An 18410-nucleotide genomic window follows, 5' to 3' on the forward strand; every position below is an offset into this window, starting at 1 on the left:
TCCCTTGGCCTGACGGCGGTGGCGTCCACGGACGTGGTGTACGACTCCCCGTGATGGGCGTGTTGCGTAGATGAGAGACGGCCATCGCGTCGATCCTTCATGACGACCAAGTCGGGGAAGGAAGTGAGGACGCGATGGCCGCTTCAGAGAGTGTGAACCCTGTTGGCCTGTGCGCGAGCAGATCGAGGGCGAGTCGCCGGACGTGTTGCGGGCGTTGATCAAAACGTTCGCGCAGGCGGTGATGTCCGCGGAAGCGGACGCGATCCGCGGTGCCGGTTACGGGCAGCGCAGCGATGAGCGGGTGAACTCGCGCAACGGCTACCGGCAGCGTGAGTGGGACACCCGGTCGGGACGAATCGACTTGGCCATTCCCAAGCGCGCCAGGGCTCGTACTTTCCGGACTGGCTGTTGACGCACCGGCGGCGGGCCGAGCAGGCCTTGGTGTCGGTCGTGGCGACCTCGTATCTGCTCGGGGTGTCGACGCGGCGGGTGGAGAAGCTGGTCGAGCAGCTCGGGATCCGACAGCTGTCGAAGTCGCAGGTCTTGGAGAAGGCCGCCCACCTCGACGCCCAGGTCGAGGCGTTCCGCAACCGGCTCCTCGACGCCGTCCACTACACGTTCGTGTGGATGGACGCTCTGACGATGAAGGTCCGCGAGCACGGCCGCACGTCAACGTCCATGGCCTGATCGCCGTCGGGGTCGACGCCGACGGAGGGCGCGAAGTCCTTGGCGTGGACGTGGACCGAAGGACGCCGCTACATGGGCCTGGAACTACTCACCAAGGCCCGCATGGTCACGATCAACACCGCCGCTGATGGCGGGGTGTCTATTTGTCTCTGGTCAGGCTGGCCGATTCTTACGGCTGGCAGTCACCGTGCTTGCCGCTCGGACACCCCACCCACATCCTCCATCCATGACACTTCATCAAATCTGCTTGATGCATCACATTCATTTGATGTAACTTGCAGTCGTGATGCTGTCGAGTCAGAGTGCCCCGGCGTTCGTACGCCTGGCCGCCCATCCGCTGCGCTGGCGGCTACTGACCGAGCTCGCGGCCAGCGATTACCGGGTTCGGGAGTTGGTGACGCTGGTGGGCGAGCCACAGAATCTGGTTTCGTACCACCTGCGGCTGCTGCGCGACGGCGGGCTCGTCACGGCCACCCGCAGCAGCTTCGACGGCCGCGACAGCTACTACCACCTGGATCTGGACCGCTGCGCGGACGCACTCGCCGACGCCGGGGCGGCCCTGCATCCGACGCTGACCCGGGGGCACGTCGCGCCGAGTGTGTCCACGGCTGGTCCGCTACATTGGCCCCGCGTCGGCGTGCTGTTCCTGTGCACGGGCAACAGCGCCCGCTCACCGATCGCCGAAGCCCTGCTGCGCCACTCTACTGACGGCCAGGTCGAGGCAATGAGTGCCGGTAGCCGGCCCAAGCCGCACCTGGACGCCAACGCCGTTCGGGTGCTCCGCGAAGAGTTCGACATCGACATCACCGGCCGGAGCCCTCGGCACTGGGACACCCTGTCCGGTCGACGGTTCGACTACGTCATCAGCCTGTGCGACAAAGCCCGTGAGGCGTGCCCCGACTTCCCGGGTCGGCCTCGGCGAATGCACTGGAGCATTCCCGACCCCGTCGCCACCGGCGGCACCGCTCGGGCTGACTACCTCGCCTTCCGGCGCACTGCGGCTGACATCGAGACCCGCGTCAGGCACCTGCTGCCGGTCGTCAGCGCCATGCGATCCTGAAGGAGACCACCTGTGACAGCGTCCGAACAGTACGCCAGCGTCCGCTACATCGTCGACGACGTTCAGGCCGCCGTCGACTTCTACACCACCCATCTCGGCTTCGCCCTGAAGACCAGTGCCGGGCCAGCCTTCGCAGACGTTGTACGCGGCCCGCTGCGGCTGCTGGTGTCCGGCCCAGCCAGTTCCGGCGCCCGCGCGACCCCCGACGACGCCGCCACCGCCGGACGCAACCGCATCCACCTCGTCGTCGACGACCTGGATGCCGAGATCGACCGACTACGCAGCGCCGGGTTGTCGTTCCGCAGCGACGTCATCGCCGGCCCCGGCGGACGCCAGATCCTGCTCACCGACCCCGCCGGCAACCTCGTCGAACTCTTCCAACCCGCCCACCGACAAGCCACCCCCTGACGGAAGCCCACCCCGGGGCGCCATCTTCCGGCAGCAGGGACCGTCGGCGACGATCGGCGAAGGTCAAGGCCGATGTGCCAGCTCGGCGGTCGTGATGCCACCCGAGCCGAGCCTCGTCGCCTATCGGGAAGCACGAAGTCGCCGAACCAGGTCGGCCCCGGGCCGTCGACAGCGGCGAGGTGCGGTCCGGATGGCGCACAGCTCAACAGGGGGTAGCGGTGGTAAGCGGCTCGTGCGGGATCACGCAGTGACGAAGAGCCCGTCGATGTCCACGCAGTCGGTGAAGGTGGCGCCGGTTTCCTCGTCGAGCGGGCGCCACCGCAGGGGGATTGACACGTGGTGACCTTGACCGGCCGGCACGCGTTGCGACCGGCATGCATACCAGCGGTGGTCGACGGCGGATCGGCGAGATAGCCACTTCTGTCGCAGGCCGCGCCGATCAGCGTCCGGTCGGGCCGAAGAGCGGAAGCTCGATCATGCCGGCAGCGAAGCGCTTGCTCCTCACGCGGCGTCATGTCACATAGTCGGTGGCGTGGAGGAGCACCTGACCGTGGGGCGTGTGGCGGAGTTGGCCGGCGTCAGCGTCCGCACACTGCATCACTATGACGAGATCGGCCTGCTGGAGCCGTCCACGCGGACCGCGGCTGGGCACCGTGCCTACTCCGCGGACGACGTGGAACGACTCCGGGAGGTGCTCGCCTACCGGCGGCTCGGCTTCGGATTACGGGAGATCGCGGATCTGGTTGACAACCCCGCTGCCGACGCGGTCGCCCACCTGTGCCGGCTGCGCGGCCTGCTGGTGGACCAGCGCGACCGCGCTGCTGCCATGGTGACGGCCATAGACAGGGAACTGGAGGCACGAGCGATGGGAATCAGGACGACGCCGGAGGAGCAACTGAAGATGTTCGGCGCGCAGTTGTACGACGCCATCGGATCCGCTTACCCGGCGACGCGCTGCACCGAGCCGCGGATCGCCGCGCGCATCTGGGATGCGCTGGGGGACGCACGAACGGTACTGAACGTCGGGGCCGGCACCGGCTCCTACGAACCCCCCGACCGTGACGTCACGGCGGTGGAACCGTCGGCGGTCATGCGGGCGCAGCGTCCCCGGGGCGCGGCCCCGTGCGTGGCCGCCGCTGCGGAGAGTCTGCCGTTCGAGGACCAGTCCTTCGACGCCGCGATGGCGGTCAGCACCGTCCATCACTGGCCGGACCCGGTCGCCGGGCTGCGTGAGATGCGGCGCGTGGCCCGCCGCGTCGTGGTGTTCACGTACGACGCCGATGACACCGGCTGGCGGCAGCGGTTCTGGCTCACCCGCGATTACCTGCCCGAGTTCGCCCAGCTTCTCGTCGGCTGGCCGTCCCTGGCCGACCTGACCCGTGCGATCGGAGGACACGCGGAGCCGGTGCTCGTTCCCTGGGACTGCGCTGACGGCTTCTTCGAGGCACACTGGCGCCGGCCTGAGGCGTACCTGGACGAACATGTACGCCGCGCGGTTTCGGTATGGACCAGAGTGGGACCGCAGGCCGAGCAACGGGCAGTCAGCACACTTCGCGAAGACCTCTCCTCAGGCCGGTGGGCCGAACGCAACCGCGATCTCGTCGCCCTCGACACGGCAGAGCTCGGCCTCCGCCTGCTCGTAGCCTGATCCACTGTGGCGCGCGCCGCCGGAGCGCGGGCCGCCGGGGATTGGCAGGTAGTGCCGCGGCGACGTCTGGCATGAAAAAGCGACACACGGATCCGGTGCACGCTCGTGCCGCTGCGAGGCTAGTGCGCTGTCCATCAACGATCGTCGGGTTGGCGGCTGCCGGGAAGTGTCGTACCCGTGAGGTGGGGTGTTGTAGAGGTGCCGGTGGTGGTGTCGGGCAACGGTGGACGTCCGGCGACCGTGGTGTGGTCGCCGGACGTTCCGTTCATGGTCGTGCAGTTGTCCGCAGCGGTCCGATCACCGCGACGAGGCCGCCGGTCAGCCGTCCTGGGAGATCACGTCGTCGCCGTCGTTGCCGTTGACCAGGTCCGTTCCGGGGCCGCCGAAGAGCCGGTCGTCACCGTCGTTGCCGTTGATGACGTCGTTGCCGGCGCCGCCGCAGATCACGTCGTCGCCGTCGAGGCCGAGCAGGACGTCGTTTCCGCCGAGCCCGGAGATGACGTCGGCCCCTGCGGTGCCGCGCAGCACGTCGTCTCCGTTCGTTCCGACCACGGTGGCCACCCGGCCGTCGCAGCCGTGCACCACGGTGAAGCCCACGTGCCGGGTGAAGTCGCCGTACCCGTACCGCACCTCTACCCGGTCACCTGGTACGACCCCCAGCGCAGCGAGGTCCAGCACCCCGGTCAGCACGTCGGTGTTCTCCACCACCTGGCGCACCGGCACGGTGCCCCGGTCGGCGCCGTTGACCACCAGCCGCAGTTCCGCGGTGTCCAGCGCGGCCGAGTCCAGGTTGAGCGGCGCCTCCAGGGTCAGTGACACCGGCGTCCCGGCCGGTACCCGGGTGGCCGGCTGCCCGTGCAGGTCCCGGGCACGCAGGGTGGTGTTGGCCACCGCCATCCAGGCCAGTGACTCGTTCCAGGCGGTGTTGAAGGTGACCCATCCCTCGGTCCAGCCGATGTTGCCGAGCTGCGGGTTGTACGGGTAGTGATCGTTCTTCGGGCTGCCGTCGAGGACGCCGCGTGCTCCCTGGAGCTTGCCGTAGCCGCCCTGCAGTTCGGAGAACCAGCCGAGTTCGACCCCTTCGAAACCCCACTCGTCCGTGGCGGCACGGTAGGTGGCGTGGCGGCCGGTCGGGTTGCGGCCGAAGAGGTTGTCGACGTGCGCGGTGGCGATCTGCCGCAGCCGTTCGCTGGTCGGTCCGGTGCCGAGCAGCGTCGCGGCGGCCAGGGCGGGTGCGGCGAAGCCGGCCACGTTGCCGGTCTCGTTGGGGTCGGCCGCGGCGCCGCCGGTGAACGAGGGGATCGTCCAGCGGCTGTCGGAGTACCGGCGGAAGTCCCACATGTTGTCCGACCGTTCGACGGCGATCTCGGCCCACTGTTGAACGAACGCTCGGATGCCGGCCGGTGCCTGGTCCGGGTACGCCAGGGCGAAGCGGGTGAGCCCGGTGATCAGGTGGTACTCGCCCTGCCGCTGTCCCTTGGTGGTCTGCGGCGCTGCCAGGTCGAGGTTGGCCACCAACCAGGCGGCCTGGTCCCGGGCGGCGGTCAGGTACCGGCCGGCATCGGCGCGTGCCTCCCTCTTGGCCACCTCGTGCATCATCAGGTTGGGCCAGACCGAGTGACCGGGCGGGAACTCGCCCTTGCCGGTGCCGACCTGGGTGTAGACCTGGAACAGGTTGGCCGTGTGCGGGGTGTACTCGTGCCAGGCGAAGCGGTCCTTGGCGTCCTGTCCCCACAGCGGGAAGAGGTGGTCCCGGGCCCGCTCGTAGACCGACCGGGGGATGTGGTCGGACAGGTGCGGGTAGGCGTAGAGGAAGGCGGCCAACTGCTCCTTGAAGAAGGTGTGGTCGACCCTCGCGTCGAGGTAGATCTCCACCGCCCAGTGGATCAGCCGGATGATCTCCGGGGTGTCGGCGGGCAGGGTCACCGGCAGTCCTTCGTACACCGCGGTGGGGTCGGTGATCCGGTCGAACGCCGCGGGGTTGGACAGGTAGAGGTCGACCAGGCTGGACAGTTCGAAGGAGAACTGGTGGCCGTCGCGCCAGCCGACGCCCAGCTTGCAGTCCGGGTGGGTGCCGCCGGACGTCCGCTGACTGAACCGGCCGTAGTAGCAGCGCACGTCGGTCATGAAGTTGATGGCACGTTCGTAGGACACCCGTTCGGTCCAGCTCGCGCCGATGCCGAACGGCACCGAGTCGCCGGTGCCGGCCGCCCCGGTGACCCGGATGGTGAACGGGCCGGTGTCGGTGGGCGTGAAGGTGGTGAAATCGCCCACCTGACTGTTGACTGTGCCGGTGAAGCGGCTCGCGCCGGACGCGTCGGTGATGACGAAGGCGTCACCGTCGGCGGCCCGGGGAGCGGTGAACCGCTTCGGCCGGTCGATGTCGTAGCCGCTCTGGTTGACCAGGATCGGCTGGTCGACGTCCGGTGTTCCGGGCGGTGTCCACTGGCATCCGCCCGCCTGGGTGGGGTGGCCGGTCGGCACCTGGTCGAGTTCGTACACCGCGAGCGCGGCGAAGGACGCCTTCACGTGGTACGCGCCGAGCGCCAGGGTGCCACCGGCCGCCGGCGCCGCCACGGAGGCCACCCGCTGCCCGTCGACCTCCACGACCGAGATGCCGTTGGCCCGTCGGATGACCAGGTTGTGCCACTCGCCGGTCTTGACCGGCGCGGGTCCGCGGCAGACCACGCTGGCGTTGGGGCGGGAGACCTGGATGCTGCCAGGGCCGAGGATCTGGGCGGCCAGGTTGCGCTGGCTGACCACGAGCGGGTCACCCTGGAAGTCGGTCAGCAGATTGAGGCTCGGGCTGCTCGAGGCGGCCTCGAAACGGACCCGGGTCCGCAGTTCGTACCGCTCCGGCAGGTTCAGCGCCGTGGTCGGCACGATGTACCGGCCGGATGTCTGGGTGCGGGCGTCGATGGTCAGGTAGTCGATCTCCGCACTGGCCGGCTGCCACTCGGTGAGGGCGCCGGTGACGGCCCGCCAGTTCGTCGTGCCCGCGCCGAAGTCGTCGGCGAAGAGCTGTCGTCCGGGTACCGGCTGCTCGTTCGCCGCAGCGGTGGGGGAACCCGGGCCCGGCACGGCAACACCCAGCAGCGTCACACACAGCACGCCGGCCGCGAGTCGCCGCAGGTTCGGTCGTCGCATCGTTCTCCTCCAGGTGAGCGGGAGCTGGCCGGGTTACTTCTTGATCAGGGCCTGCATCGCGGAGGCGGCCGCGTCCAGCGCCGGCTTGGCCTTCTCCCGACCGGCCAGCACCGACCCGATGGCGTCGGTGAGCACCTTCTCGACCTGGGCGAAGTTCGGCAGGACCCAGAACGGGTCGGCGGAGGCGGTCCGGGTCACCTTTTCGGCGAAGTCCATCTGGTACGTGTCCGCGGTGAACCACGGCGACTGGAGCGCCTTCGTGGCGGCCGGCGGCAGGCTGGTCCCCTCGAAGAACGTCTTCAGGCTGTCCGGGTCGGCGGTGAGGTACTCGGCGAACTGCCGGCCGGTCTCCGCGCCCTTGCCCTTGAACACCGCGACGCAGTGCCCGTGCGACATCGCCTGCGGCTTGTCCCCGGCGGTCAGCACCGGCCGGGAGACCGGGCGGGTGACCGCCGCGACCTCCTTGCCCTTCGGTGCGGCCAGCAGGAACTGCCGGGCCAGCGTGGCGTCGTCGTAGAGGGCGGCGTCGCCCCGGCCGAAGATGACCCGTGACTCGGTACGGGAGATGTCGCGCAGGATGAGGCCCTTGTCCAGCAGGCCCTTATACCACTCCAGGGCCCGGACCCCACCTTCGTCGTTGACCTGGACCCGGCCGTCGGCGTACACCGTCGAGCCGAAGGTCCACATCCACGGGATCAGGTCCTTCAACGCCGGGTCCTTGGTCGAGCCGAGGTAGGGCGCCTTGCCGGTGGCCTTCTTCAGTTCGGTGAGCAGGCTCTCGAACTCGGTGACCGTGGCCGGTACGTCCTTGACGCCGATGCGGTCCAGCCAGGTCTGGTTGACGAACATGCCGATCGCGCCGGAGTAGTGCGGCAGGGCGACCTGCTGGCCGTTCGCCTGCGCGATCAGCAGGGTGGCCGGGGTGTAGTCGTTCTTCTTCGCCAGGTCGCCGAGGTCCTCCAGGACGCCGAGTGAGGCGAACGTGGTGAGCTGGTCGATCGGCATCTGCAGGGCCCCGAAGGTCTGTCCGTTGCGGGCCGCGAGCAGCATCGGCTCCAGGAAGCCGGTCCACGGGTAGACCACCGGGGCGATCTTCACGTCCGGCTGCTTCGACTGGTACGCGGCGAGCAGCTTCTCCCAGGCGGGCTTGTTGGCCTCCTCGGACATCGACCAGTTGTAGAAGTTGATCTCCTTGGCGGCCTTGTCGCCGGCCGCCGGGGCGGCGCCGCGGGAGGCGCAGGCGGACAGGGCGGCGACACCGGCGCCGGCGCCGAGGGCGCGCAGCAGGGTACGACGGCTGAGGATGGCGCTCATCGGTTTACTCCTGAACGGGGGAAGGGATGCGGGTGGTGAGGGAGTGGCGGTGGCCGGGAGGTCGTTCGTCCCGGCACCCGGGGGTGCGCCCGGTCAGCCCTTGACCGCTCCGGCGGCCAGACCGGTGACCAGGAATCGCTGGAGCAGGATGAAGACGACGACCACCGGCGCGGAGACGATCAGCGACGCGGCCATCAGGTCGGGCCAGTTCGCCTGCGCCTCGGTGATGTAGGTGCGGACCAGTCCGGGGGGCAGGGTCTGGGTGTCCGGCCCGCCGAGGGTGAGGGCGAAGATGAAGTCGTTCCAGCCCCGGATGAAGGCGAACAGTCCGGCGGCGACCAGACCGGGTCCGGTTATCGGCAGGACGACCCGGTGGATGACGGTCCACTCGCCGGCGCCGTCCATCTTGGCCGCCTCGATCACGTCGTCGGGGATGGCGTCGAAGAAGCCCTTCAGCACGAAGACGCAGAGCGGCAGCGTGAAGGTGGAGAACGACAGCACCAGCGCGGTGTAGGTGTAGAGCAGCCCGAGGTTCTGGAACATCACGTAGAGCGCGATCAGCAACAGTGACGACGGGAAGAGTTGCGAGACGAAGACCATCGTCATCAGCGAGCCACGTCCCCGGTAGCGGAACTTGCTGAACGAGTACGCCATGTAGGTCGCGGCGGCCACCCCGAGCAGGGCGGTCACCCCGGCCACGACGAGGGAGTTGACCAGGTAGCGGACCAGGGTCGCGTCGGTGAAGAACGCGGCGAAGTGCGCCAGGGTCGGGCGGGCCGGGAACAGCCGGAAGTCGCCGCCGATCGCGTCCGCGTCCGGGGTGAAGGCGGTGACGGCCATCCAGTAGATCGGGAACAGTCCGAAGCCGAGCAGGAGCACCAGCAGAGCCCAGCCGAGGACGCCGGGACGCTCGTCACCCACCCGGTCGCGGACCCGGCGGCGTCGGCGGGCGGGCCGGTCGGGTGCGCCGCCGGCCGGCGGTGCGGATCGGGGTGTGTCCAGGACGGTGCTCATGCGTTCTGACCTTCCACGCGACGGTCGAGCCACCGGTACACGGTGAAGAGGGCGGCGAGCAGGACGAGTCCGCAGAACCCGAGCGCGGCGGCCCGACCCAGGTCGAAGCCGCGGAACGCCTCGTCGTAGATGCGGATCGCGAGGGTGGAGGTCGCCTTGCCGGGGCCGCCGCCGGTGAGGACGTAGATGATGTCGAAGTGCTGGAAGTTGTAGATGATCTCCAGCATCGCGACGACGAGCATGACCCCCCGTACCTGCGGGAGTTTGACCCGCCAGATCCGCTGCCAGCGGGTGGCGCCGTCGATCTGGGCCGCCTCCAGCATCTCCACCGGCACGCTCTTGAGTGCCGCGAGGAGGGTGACCATCACCCAGGGGAACGTCGTCCAGGTCTTGGCGATGATCACCGTCAGCATCGCGGTGGAGACGTCCCCGGTCCAGGAGTGGTCCGACGGCAGCCCGAGAGCGCCGAGAAGTTCGTTGAGCAGGCCGTAGTTGCTGTTGAAGATCCACGACCAGAGGAATGAGACGACCACCCCGGGGATGACCCAGGGCAGCAGCATCAATCCGCGCAACGTGTTCCGCCCGGGGACACGCATGTCGAGCAGCAGGGCGAGGGCCAGCCCGACCACGAACGGGACGAGGGTGGCGCCGGTGGTGAAGACCAGGGTGGTCCAGATCGTATCGACGAACCCGCTGTCGAGCACCGCGGCGTAGTTGGCCCAGCCGGCGAAGGTCCGTCCCGGGTAGACCAGGCTCTCGTTGGACAGGCTGGTGATGAAGGACGCAACCAACGGATACACCGACACCAGGCCCAGGAGGCCGAGGCCCGGTAACAGCAGCAGGACCGCAACGACCCCATTGGACAGGGCCCGCGGCGAGCGGGGGACAGGGGAGGCCACGGGTTCACTCCTCTCGGGTTCGACTTGCGCTAGCTGAAGAGTCAGAACCACATCTTGCAATTCACTCTCGTACTGCGGAAGAGTAGGCGTGCCTGTTGCACACCGTCAACAGGCTGGAAACATCTATCCCGCGAGGCACCATGAAGATCAGCCACGTACGCACGTACGTAGTCCGACAGGCCGCGGCGACCTACCTGGGCGACCGCCCCGAGCGCGCCCTGTCCGGATGGCCCGACTACCGGGTGCTCCCACCGAGGAACACGCTCTACCCCCGTGACCTGGAAACCCTGATCGTCTCCGTGCACACCGACGAGGGCCTCATCGGCTGGGGAGAGGCGCTGACCCCGGTCGGCACCGAGGCGGTCGCCACCCTCGTCGACCAACTGCTCACCCCGGCCCTGCTCGGCGAGGACCCGGCCGGCGTCGCGGTGCTCCAGCACCGGCTGCGCCAACTCATGCGGGTCCGTGGGCACCTCAGCGGGCACCAGGCCGACGCGGTGGCCGCCATCGACATCGCACTGTGGGACCTGCGTGGCCGGGCCCTCGGCGTACCCGTCCACGAGCTGCTCGGCGGCGCCTTCCGCACGGTCGTCCCGTCATACCGCTCGGGACTGCCGGGCGGCACCGACGCCGAACGTGCCCAGGCTGCCAGCCGCGCCGCCACCGAAGAAGGCATGACCGCGGTCAAGCTGCACCTCGGCGCCGGCGTCGAGGCCGACCTGGCCACCTACGACGCGGTCGCCGCCGCCGTACCCGGGGTACGGATCGCCCTCGACGCGCACTGGGCGTACCCGCTGTTCGACGCCCGTCGGCTCGCCCACGGCCTCGACGAACGGGGCGCCTGGTTCCTGGAGGCCCCGCTCGCCCCCGAGGACATCGAGGGCCACCGGGACCTGGCCCGCGCGGTCCGCACGCCGATCGCCGTAGGCGAGGCGCTGCGCAGCCGCTACGAGGTGGAGCACTGGCTACGCCGCCGGGCCCTGCACATCTGCCAGCCCGACATCGGCCGGACCGGAATCACCGAGGGGATGGCATTCGTGCAGCTCTGCGACGCCGCCCACGTGCCGATGGCACCGCACCACTCGGTCGCCGGCTCGATCGCGCTCGCCGCCGCGCTGCACGTCTGCGCCGCGACCCCTGATCTGGTGGCCATGGAGTACCAGCCGAACCCGTTCCCGGTCGGTAACCGGCTGCTGCGGGAACCGCTGCGGCACGGCCCGGACGGCTTCGCCGTACCGGACGGCCCCGGCCTCGGCATCGACATCGACCCCGACAAGCTCGCGGAGGTGACCCGGTGACCTTCCCCGTGACCGGCCTCGTACCCATCCTCGCCACCCCGTTCGCCCCCGACGGCGCCCTGGCCGTCGACGACCTGCACCGGCTGCTGGAGTTCCAACTCGCCTGCGGGGTGGACGGCATCGCCCTGTTCGGCTTCGCCAGCGAGACGTTCGCGCTCTCCGCCCGCGACCGGGAACAGATCCTCGACGCCGTGGACACCGTCGTCGGTCGCGCCGTACCGGTGGTGGTCGGGGTCAACGCCACCGGCCTACCGGCCGCCGTGGAACAGGCCCGGCAGGCCGCCGAACGCGGGGCAGCCGGGTTGATGGTGCTGCCGCCGTACATGGTCAAGCCGTCGCCGACACAGCTGATCGACTTCTACGGCACGCTCGCGGCGCAGGTGCCGGTACCGGTCATGGTGCAGGACGCGCCGAACATGACCGGGGTGCAGATGCCGGTGCCGCTGCTGGCCGAGTTGGCCGCGCTGCCGGGGGTGGACGCGGTCAAGGTAGAGGCGCCACCGACCGCCCCGAAGTGTGGCGCGGTTGGCCGTGCGGCACCCGGGTTCGCCGTCTTCGGTGGGCAGAACGCGCTGTTCCTGCTCGAGGAGTACGCGCGCGGTGCGGTCGGCACCATGCCGGCCTGCGAGTTCGCCGATGCGCTGCGTCCGGTGCTCGACGACTGGTCCAAGGGGCTGCGCGACGACGCCCGCCAGGGGTTCAACCGGTTGCTGCCGCTCATCCGCTACGGCCTGCAGCCGGGGCTGGCCTGGGCCATCCACAAGCACGTGCTGGTCCGCCGAGGTGTCATCGCCACCGCCACGGTGCGCGCCCCCGCCCAGCCGATCGACGACGTGACGGTCGCCGAGTTGGACGCGATCCTGGCCGTGACCGGCCTGTGAGCCGTCGCTGCCCGGTGCCGTGCCGTCGGCACGGCACCGGGCAGCGGCCTGTCAGACCAGGGTGTTCAGGGCGGTCGGAGCGTGGTGACCGAGGCTGACGCTCACCGCGTCGGCGGCCTCGATGGCGGCCGAGGCGAGCTGCGCCTCGCGCTGGGGCAGATCGATGGCCGACAGCGGTCCGGAGATGGACAGCGCGGCCACGATCTCCCCGGAGCCGTCCCGGATCGGGGCGGCGACACAGGCCCGGCCGAGCGCCAGTTCCTCCAGTTCGGTCGCGTACCCCCGGCTGGAGATCCGGTCCAGCTCCACCTCGAGGGTGGCCAGGTCGGTGATCGTCCGGTGGGTGAACGCCGGTAGCGGATCCGGCAGCAGCGACTGGCGCACCGCCGGGTCCAGGCCGGTGAGCAGGCTCTTGCCCAGACCCGTGGCGTGCAGCGGGTTGGTCTGCCCGACCAGCGTGAACGACCGGGGGGAGAGCGGCCCCTCGAAGTTGGCCACGTAGAAGACCCGGTCGCCGCGGCGGATCGCGACGTTGGCGCCGAGGCCGTGTTCGCGGGCCAGGTTCTGCACGATCTGCCGGGTGGCCCGGTGTACCGGCATCTGGTTGACCGCGATCCCGCCGAGGGTGATCGTCTTGGCGCCGAGCCGGTAGAGGTTCGACATCGGATCCCGCTCCACGAACTCCAACGACTCCAGTGTCGCCAACAACCGTGAGGTGGTCGACAGACCCAACCCGGTCGCCTTGGCCACGTCGGTGACCCGCAGCTCGGGGCGCCCGTGGGTGAAGGCGTCGAGCACTGCGGTGGCGCGGAGCACGCTCTGGTTGGAAGCGTTATCGGAAACCACGTGCACCCCTTGAAAGTCAGTTGCCGGCTATGACACTCTAGCCCGTGTTGCCGCCCACGTCACGAGCCGGCACATCGACCGTTGAGGAGCAGGATGCCCGATCATCGTGGCGCGCTGGTCGTCGGCGCATCATCCCCGCTGGGCCGTGCCGTCCAGGCCCGGCTCACCGACACCGGCCACACCGTCACCGGCGCCAGCCTGGCTCCCACCGCAGGTCATCACGACGTGATCGGCGACTGCGCCACACCCGACGGGGCACGGCAGGCGGTCGACGCCGCACTCACCGCCGCCGGGCGTCTCGACGTCCTGATCCTCGCCGCCGCCGTGATGCCGGTCGCCCCCATCGCCGAGACCAGCGACCAGGCGTGGCAGGCCGCCCTCGACGCCACTCTCGGCACCGCCTTCCAGGTCACCCGGGCCGCCCTGCCGCACCTGGAAGCAGGCGCCGCCATCGTCGCTGTCTCCAGTGTCAACGCCACCCTGGCCGCACCCGGCGTGCCGGCATACGCCGCAGCCAAGGCCGGGCTGGAAGGGCTGGTCCGCCAACTCGCCCTGGAGTACGGGCCGCGCGGGGTACGGGTCAACGCGGTCGCCCCCGGCATGATCGCCCCGGCCGCAGTGCCGGACGCCGCAGCCGGCTACCCGCTCGGCCGCATCGGCACCCCGGAGGAGATCGCCTCGGTGGTCTGCTTCCTCGCCTCACCGGCCGCCTCGTTCGTCACCGGCACGGTCCTCCCCGTCGACGGAGGGCTCTCCATCGCCTCACCGGCCGCCTTCCTCCGCACCGACCTGCGGCGGAGGTTCCTCGATGACTGACGCGTACTGCATCGGCGAAACCATGGCACTGGTCGCCCCGGCCCCCCCGGCCCGGCTGCACCACGGGGGACCGGTGCAGCTCGACGTGGCCGGCGCCGAGTCCAACGTCGCGATCGGCCTGGCCCAGCTCGGGGTGAGCGTCGCCTGGCGCGGGCGGGTCGGCGCCGACCCGCTCGGACGGCTCGTACTCGACCGCATCGCCGCCGCAGGCGTCGACATCGACGGCGCGGAGACCGACCCCACCCACCCGACCGGGGCCTTCTTCAAGGACCCCGCACCGGAGGGCACCACCGTGCACTACCTGCGCCGCGGCTCGGCCGGGGCCCGCCTGCACCGGGGAATGCTGCCGCCGACCGCGCGGCTGGTCCACCTGACCGGGGTCACCCCGGCGCTCTCCCCGCAGGCCCGGGACCTGGTCCGGCACACCCTTGTCGACCGGCCGGTCCGCGGCGCGCTCGTCAGCTTCGACGTCAACCACCGCCCGGCGCTCTGGTCCGGCCCGGACGAGGCGGCAACCGTCCTCGCCGAGCTGGCCGACCGCGCCGACATCGTCTTCGTCGGCCTCGACGAGGCCAACCGGCTCTGGGGCTGCACCGACCCCGCCGAGGTACGAGCCGTGCTGCCCGGGGCGGGAGCGGTGGTGGTCAAGGACGGCGCGGTCGGCGCCACCGAAGGGGACACCTTCGTACCGTCGGTCCCGGTGCCGGTGCTCGAACCGGTCGGCGCCGGGGACGCGTTCGCCGCCGGCTACCTCGCCGCGCTACTGGGCGGCGCGGACGTGCCGGCCCGGCTGCGGCTCGGCCACCGGGTCGCTGCTGCCGTGCTCGCCACGGTCGGCGACACCGTCCGGCTCGCCGCCGACCTCCAGGAGATTCGACCGTGAAGACCCTCGACGAGCTCTTCGGCGGCGCCCGGGTGATGGCCATCCTGCGGGGCTACGACCCGGAGGACACCGTGGCCCTGGCCACCGCGGCCTGGGACCTCGGGGTGACCGCCCTGGAGGTGCCGATCGGTGAACCGGGGCAGCTGCCCGCCCTCGCGGCCGCGGTGGCCGCCGGCGCGCGTCGCAACCTGGCCGTCGGAGCCGGCACCGTGGTCACGCCGGAACAGGTCACCGCGGCGGCGACCGCCGGAGCGGCGTACACCGTGGCCCCCGGCTTCGACCCGGAGGTACTGGGCGCCAGCCTGCATGCCGGGCTGCCGCACCTGCCCGGGGTGGCCACCCCGACGGAGGCCCAGCGGGCGCTGCGCGCCGGGTGTCAGTGGGTGAAGGCGTTCCCCGCCTCGGCGCTCGGTGCCGAGTGGATCACCGGGATCCTCGGTCCCTTCCCCCAGCTGCGCATCGTGGCCACGGGCGGGGTGCGGCCGGCCGACGCGCCGGGCTACCTGGCGGCCGGGGCGGCGATGGTGGCGCTCGGCGCGGCGCTGGCCGACCCGGCGGCGCTGCCGGCCCTGCGGCCGTTGCTGCCGTCGACCTGAGCGCCGCGTTCCCCGGGGATCAGCGGGTCGGCTCATCTGTGCCGCCGGCAGCCACCGCTACCGCGGCGGTCGTCCCCTGCCGCAGCGGCGGTTGTCCACGCCACGGGTAGGCCGCCGGCCCACCGACCCCGGCATCGACCGCGAAGATCCGGCCGGCGTCCGGCTGCGCGGCCCGCTGGGCGGCGTCGAGACCGTGGTACGCGGTGGTGACCAGCAGTGTGGAGCCGGCGAACGCCACCGCGGTGGGGCGGGCCACCGGCAGCCGCACCTCGGCGAGCAGCCGGCCGTCCGGCGCGTACCGGTGCACTGCCCAGCCGTCCCAGACCGCCACCCAGACGCAGCCCTCGTCGTCGACCGCCAGCCCGTCCGGGTTGCCACCCGACACCGCGGTCACCGTCCGGCGGCGGCCCAGGCTGCCGTCGGGGTTCACGTCGAACGACTCGAGGCTGCGGGCGGGCAGGGTGTCGATGTAGTACATGGTGGCGCCGTCGGCGGTGAAACCGATGCCGTTGGAGACGGTCACGCCGGTCAGGGCCACATGCAACGACCCGTCGGTGTCGAGCCGGTGCAGCCGGGCCACCGGTCGGCGCAGCCGGCTCTGTGAGCCGCAGTGGAACCGCCCGGCGGGGTCGCAGGCGCCGTCGTTGAGTTGCCCATGGTCGGCGGCCAGGCCGGTGTGCAGCAACGTGCGGGTTCCGTCCTCGGCGAGGTGGACGACGTCATCGGTGACGGCCACCAGCCAGCCGGCGCCGGGCGCGGCGAGGGGAGCGACGGTGCCCACCGGCTCACCCAGGTCGTACGTCCCGACCGGCACCAGTGTGCCGCCGGACAGACGGCTGCGGTGCACGGCGTGCCCGGCGATGTCAACGAAGATCAGCTCGCCCGTCCGGGGGTCGAGGCGTGGCCCTTCGCCCTGCTGATACGCGTGCAGAGAGACGGGGTCGGCGGTCAGCATGTGCAAGAGCATTGCACGGATGATGGTGCCGGGAAAGGTGGGCAGGGCGGTCCTTCCCGGTGGCCGGCCTCTCGAGGTACGCGCCGACGAGCGTCATCGGCCACCCGGCCTCGATTGACCGCTTGCAATATGCGCGATACCTTGCCGTATAGAGCAAGTAACTTCCGTTACCGCTGTCGACGGCGGTCGGAACTGGAAGCAACCAGCGCCTTGCTCGTACGTGCCCCCGTAGCCCCACCTCCGGCACACCCCACCCCCGAAGGAGGCACCACCGTGCGATACCCCCACCACCGCCGGCTGCTCGCCGGCGCCGTCCTGCTCGGCACCGGGCTCGGCGCGCTCACCGCCGTGGCCACGCCGCCGGCGCCGGTCATGGCGAACCCGCCGAGCAGCGCCTACACGTTGGTGTTCAGCGATGAGTTCAACGGCACCGCCGTCGACACCACGAAGTGGCACTACCGCACCGACGTCAAGGCCAACAGCGCCCAACGACCGGAGAACGTCAGCGTGGCGGGCGGCTACCTGAACGTCCACCACCGCAAGGAGAGCTACGCCGGCAAGAGCTACACCGCCGGCGGCGTGGTCAGCAAGACCACGTTCCGCTACGGCTACTACGAGTCGCGGCTGCGGGTCACCGACGGCGCGGGCTGGCACGGCGCGTTCTGGCTCCAGGCCGGCGACGGCAGCACCACCTACCCCGCCGAGCAGCGCACAGAGATCGACATCTTCGAGAACGACTCCGTGAATCCGACCGGCACCACCCAGAACGTGCACCTGTGGGCGGGCTCGGGAGTCAAGGCGGCGCCGAGCAAGAACGGCTGGTACGGCCCGGCCGGCTTCGACGTGCGGCAGTGGCACACGTACGGCGTCGACTGGTCGGAGACGTCCGTGAAGTTCTACGTCGACGGACAGCTCACCCGCACCACGTCGTACCTGCCGAGCGAGAACACCCACGACTACGTGGCGATGTGGCTCACCAGCATCGGCTACGGCGCACTGCCCGACGACTCGAAGCTGCCGTCGTCCACCCAGTTCGACTGGGTGCGCTACTGGCTCAAGGACGCCTACGTCGACAACGACGGCCCGGCCGCCTACGGCTACACCGAGTCCGGCTCCTGGCTCAACTCGACGCTGTCCGGCTGGACGGTCGACTCGACCACCCGCTACGCCGGCTGCTCCGTCGCCGGAGCCACCGCCACCTGGCGACCGAACCTGCGCGCTGCCGGCACGTACGAGGTCTTCTACCACAACATCGTCCAGTCCAACGGCGACCCGGCCGCCCGGCTCACCGTGGTGCACAGCAGTGGCACCACGCCCACCACGGTGAACGGCCGGTCCGGAAGCACCGGTTGGGTGTCCCTCGGCCAGTACCACTTCGGGGCCGGCACCGCCGGCTACGCCAGACTGACCGGCAGCGGCGGTGGCTGCGCCCGAGCCGACGCGGTCAAGTTCGTCCGGCGCTGACCAGCCGCAGACAAAGGCTGCGACCGGCGCCGGGCGGATCCCACCGCTGCTCCGCCGTGCCACACGGCCGCGACACCGGTGGCATCGAAGGCCGGGGCGTCACTCGCGGCGGTGAGGGCAGCCCTCCACCGGTGAGGCACCTGAGTTGGCGCAAGGGCTCGAACTACACGTCGATTCGCTTCGCGCAACGCTTGGCCGACAACGGGATCCTGCCCTCCATGGGGTCGGTCGGCGACAGCTACGACTGTGAGACTGGCGGGTGCCGGCAGGCGGCCTGACTCTTGTTACGACCGCCCCCGTGGTTTGGGTGTCCTTGCTGTTGATCTTCGTCCGCCTGCCGGTGCAGCACCCAGTGGTGCTGGCCGGGCGGGCAGTGACCTCAGAGGAGCCTGATCGCAGCAGGTCCCGTCACAGTCCCGTCCACCCGGCCGGCCAGCGTCACGAACCCCTGTCGCCCTGGTCTGAGCGGGAGCCCGCGATGTCAAGCATGGGTC

The 18410-nt window shown here is 70.6% G+C and carries 15 protein-coding genes and 1 pseudogene; 10 read left to right on the forward strand and 6 right to left on the reverse strand.

The features are described from left to right. Window positions 1-134 precede the first annotated feature (134 nt). The 4 genes and pseudogenes from GA0070614_RS29505 to GA0070614_RS29520 form a co-directional block, all read left to right on the forward strand. Window positions 135-740 (forward strand): annotated as a pseudogene (locus GA0070614_RS29505) (transposase); the annotation flags it as partial. Window positions 741-973: 233 nt separating this feature from the next. Next, window positions 974-1747, forward strand: coding sequence for an arsenate reductase/protein-tyrosine-phosphatase family protein (locus GA0070614_RS29510; protein WP_088979743.1), 774 nt, complete (start codon window positions 974-976; stop codon window positions 1745-1747). A 12-nt stretch (window positions 1748-1759) separates the two neighbouring features. Further along, window positions 1760-2155, forward strand: a complete 396-nt coding sequence (locus GA0070614_RS29515; RefSeq protein ID WP_088979015.1) for a VOC family protein — start codon at window positions 1760-1762, stop codon at window positions 2153-2155. 532 nt (window positions 2156-2687) lie between these two features. Further along, window positions 2688-3803 carry a MerR family transcriptional regulator gene (locus GA0070614_RS29520; RefSeq protein ID WP_088979016.1) on the forward strand — a complete coding sequence of 372 codons (1116 nt, stop codon included), beginning with the start codon at window positions 2688-2690 and terminating at the stop codon, window positions 3801-3803. A gap of 318 nt (window positions 3804-4121) precedes the next feature. Here the strand turns inward: GA0070614_RS29520 and GA0070614_RS30825 are convergent, their stop codons facing one another. The 4 genes from GA0070614_RS30825 to GA0070614_RS29540 form a co-directional block, all read right to left on the reverse strand. Continuing rightward, entirely contained in the window at window positions 4122-6950 is a 2829-nt protein-coding gene (locus GA0070614_RS30825; RefSeq protein WP_197701370.1) for a hypothetical protein, read from the reverse strand. A gap of 33 nt (window positions 6951-6983) precedes the next feature. Next, a complete protein-coding gene (locus GA0070614_RS29530) occupies window positions 6984-8264 on the reverse strand; it encodes an extracellular solute-binding protein (RefSeq protein ID WP_088979017.1) in 1281 nt (426 codons plus the stop codon). A 93-nt stretch (window positions 8265-8357) separates the two neighbouring features. Next, window positions 8358-9278: a carbohydrate ABC transporter permease gene (locus GA0070614_RS29535; RefSeq protein WP_088979018.1), complete on the reverse strand. Its 921-nt coding sequence runs from the start codon at window positions 9276-9278 to the stop codon at window positions 8358-8360. Beyond that, the gene (locus GA0070614_RS29540) at window positions 9275-10069 is read right to left on the reverse strand and encodes a carbohydrate ABC transporter permease (RefSeq protein ID WP_231933443.1); all 795 of its coding nucleotides are present in this window, start codon (window positions 10067-10069) and stop codon (window positions 9275-9277) included. Before GA0070614_RS29540 ends, GA0070614_RS29535 begins: the two co-directional genes overlap by 4 nt. A gap of 248 nt (window positions 10070-10317) precedes the next feature. On the opposite strand from GA0070614_RS29540, the gene GA0070614_RS29545 reads away from it, so the two are divergent. Both GA0070614_RS29545 and GA0070614_RS29550 read left to right on the forward strand, forming a co-directional pair. Then, the gene (locus tag GA0070614_RS29545) at window positions 10318-11475 is read left to right on the forward strand and encodes a mandelate racemase/muconate lactonizing enzyme family protein (RefSeq protein ID WP_088979020.1); all 1158 of its coding nucleotides are present in this window, start codon (window positions 10318-10320) and stop codon (window positions 11473-11475) included. Then, on the forward strand, window positions 11472-12356 hold the full coding sequence (locus tag GA0070614_RS29550; RefSeq protein ID WP_088979021.1) for a dihydrodipicolinate synthase family protein: 885 nt from the start codon (window positions 11472-11474) through the stop codon (window positions 12354-12356). The genes GA0070614_RS29545 and GA0070614_RS29550 overlap by 4 nt, the downstream gene beginning before the upstream one ends. Before the next feature lie 51 nt (window positions 12357-12407). Here the strand turns inward: GA0070614_RS29550 and GA0070614_RS29555 are convergent, their stop codons facing one another. Beyond that, entirely contained in the window at window positions 12408-13202 is a 795-nt protein-coding gene (locus GA0070614_RS29555; RefSeq protein ID WP_088979745.1) for an IclR family transcriptional regulator, read from the reverse strand. Window positions 13203-13295: 93 nt separating this feature from the next. Between GA0070614_RS29555 and GA0070614_RS29560 the strand changes: the two genes are divergently transcribed. From GA0070614_RS29560 to GA0070614_RS29570, 3 genes are read left to right on the forward strand one after another with little or no spacing between them, the layout of a single operon-like run. Continuing rightward, on the forward strand, window positions 13296-14018 hold the full coding sequence (locus GA0070614_RS29560; RefSeq protein WP_088979022.1) for an SDR family NAD(P)-dependent oxidoreductase: 723 nt from the start codon (window positions 13296-13298) through the stop codon (window positions 14016-14018). Beyond that, window positions 14011-14901, forward strand: a complete 891-nt coding sequence (locus tag GA0070614_RS29565) for a sugar kinase (RefSeq protein WP_088979023.1) — start codon at window positions 14011-14013, stop codon at window positions 14899-14901. Before GA0070614_RS29560 ends, GA0070614_RS29565 begins: the two co-directional genes overlap by 8 nt. After that, window positions 14898-15497, forward strand: a complete 600-nt coding sequence (locus GA0070614_RS29570) for a bifunctional 4-hydroxy-2-oxoglutarate aldolase/2-dehydro-3-deoxy-phosphogluconate aldolase (RefSeq protein WP_231933444.1) — start codon at window positions 14898-14900, stop codon at window positions 15495-15497. Before GA0070614_RS29565 ends, GA0070614_RS29570 begins: the two co-directional genes overlap by 4 nt. A gap of 19 nt (window positions 15498-15516) precedes the next feature. On the opposite strand, the gene GA0070614_RS29575 is transcribed toward GA0070614_RS29570, so the two are convergent. Then, window positions 15517-16464, reverse strand: a complete 948-nt coding sequence (locus GA0070614_RS29575; protein WP_088979024.1) for an SMP-30/gluconolactonase/LRE family protein — start codon at window positions 16462-16464, stop codon at window positions 15517-15519. Window positions 16465-16725: 261 nt separating this feature from the next. Here GA0070614_RS29575 and GA0070614_RS29580 point away from each other — a divergent pair, with 261 nt between their 5' ends. Continuing rightward, window positions 16726-17916: a glycoside hydrolase family 16 protein gene (locus tag GA0070614_RS29580; RefSeq protein ID WP_231933445.1), complete on the forward strand. Its 1191-nt coding sequence runs from the start codon at window positions 16726-16728 to the stop codon at window positions 17914-17916. The last annotated feature ends 494 nt before the right edge of the window (window positions 17917-18410 follow it).

Origin of the sequence: Micromonospora coxensis (genome assembly GCF_900090295.1) — a bacterium.
GTDB lineage: Bacteria > Actinomycetota > Actinomycetes > Mycobacteriales > Micromonosporaceae > Micromonospora > Micromonospora coxensis.

Bases quoted from the DNA above. Each gene is read 5' to 3' on its own strand.
- GA0070614_RS29575 (WP_088979024.1), bottom strand. From the start codon at position 16,464: ATGCTCTTGCACATGCTGACCGCCGACCCCGTCTCTCTGCACGCGTAT.
- GA0070614_RS29530 (WP_088979017.1), bottom strand. From the start codon at position 8,264: ATGAGCGCCATCCTCAGCCGTCGTACCCTGCTGCGCGCCCTCGGCGCC.
- GA0070614_RS29560 (WP_088979022.1), top strand. From the start codon at position 13,296: ATGCCCGATCATCGTGGCGCGCTGGTCGTCGGCGCATCATCCCCGCTG.
- GA0070614_RS29510 (WP_088979743.1), top strand. From the start codon at position 974: ATGCTGTCGAGTCAGAGTGCCCCGGCGTTCGTACGCCTGGCCGCCCAT.
- GA0070614_RS29535 (WP_088979018.1), bottom strand. From the start codon at position 9,278: ATGAGCACCGTCCTGGACACACCCCGATCCGCACCGCCGGCCGGCGGC.
- GA0070614_RS29565 (WP_088979023.1), top strand. From the start codon at position 14,011: ATGACTGACGCGTACTGCATCGGCGAAACCATGGCACTGGTCGCCCCG.
- GA0070614_RS29545 (WP_088979020.1), top strand. From the start codon at position 10,318: ATGAAGATCAGCCACGTACGCACGTACGTAGTCCGACAGGCCGCGGCG.
- GA0070614_RS30825 (WP_197701370.1), bottom strand. From the start codon at position 6,950: ATGCGACGACCGAACCTGCGGCGACTCGCGGCCGGCGTGCTGTGTGTG.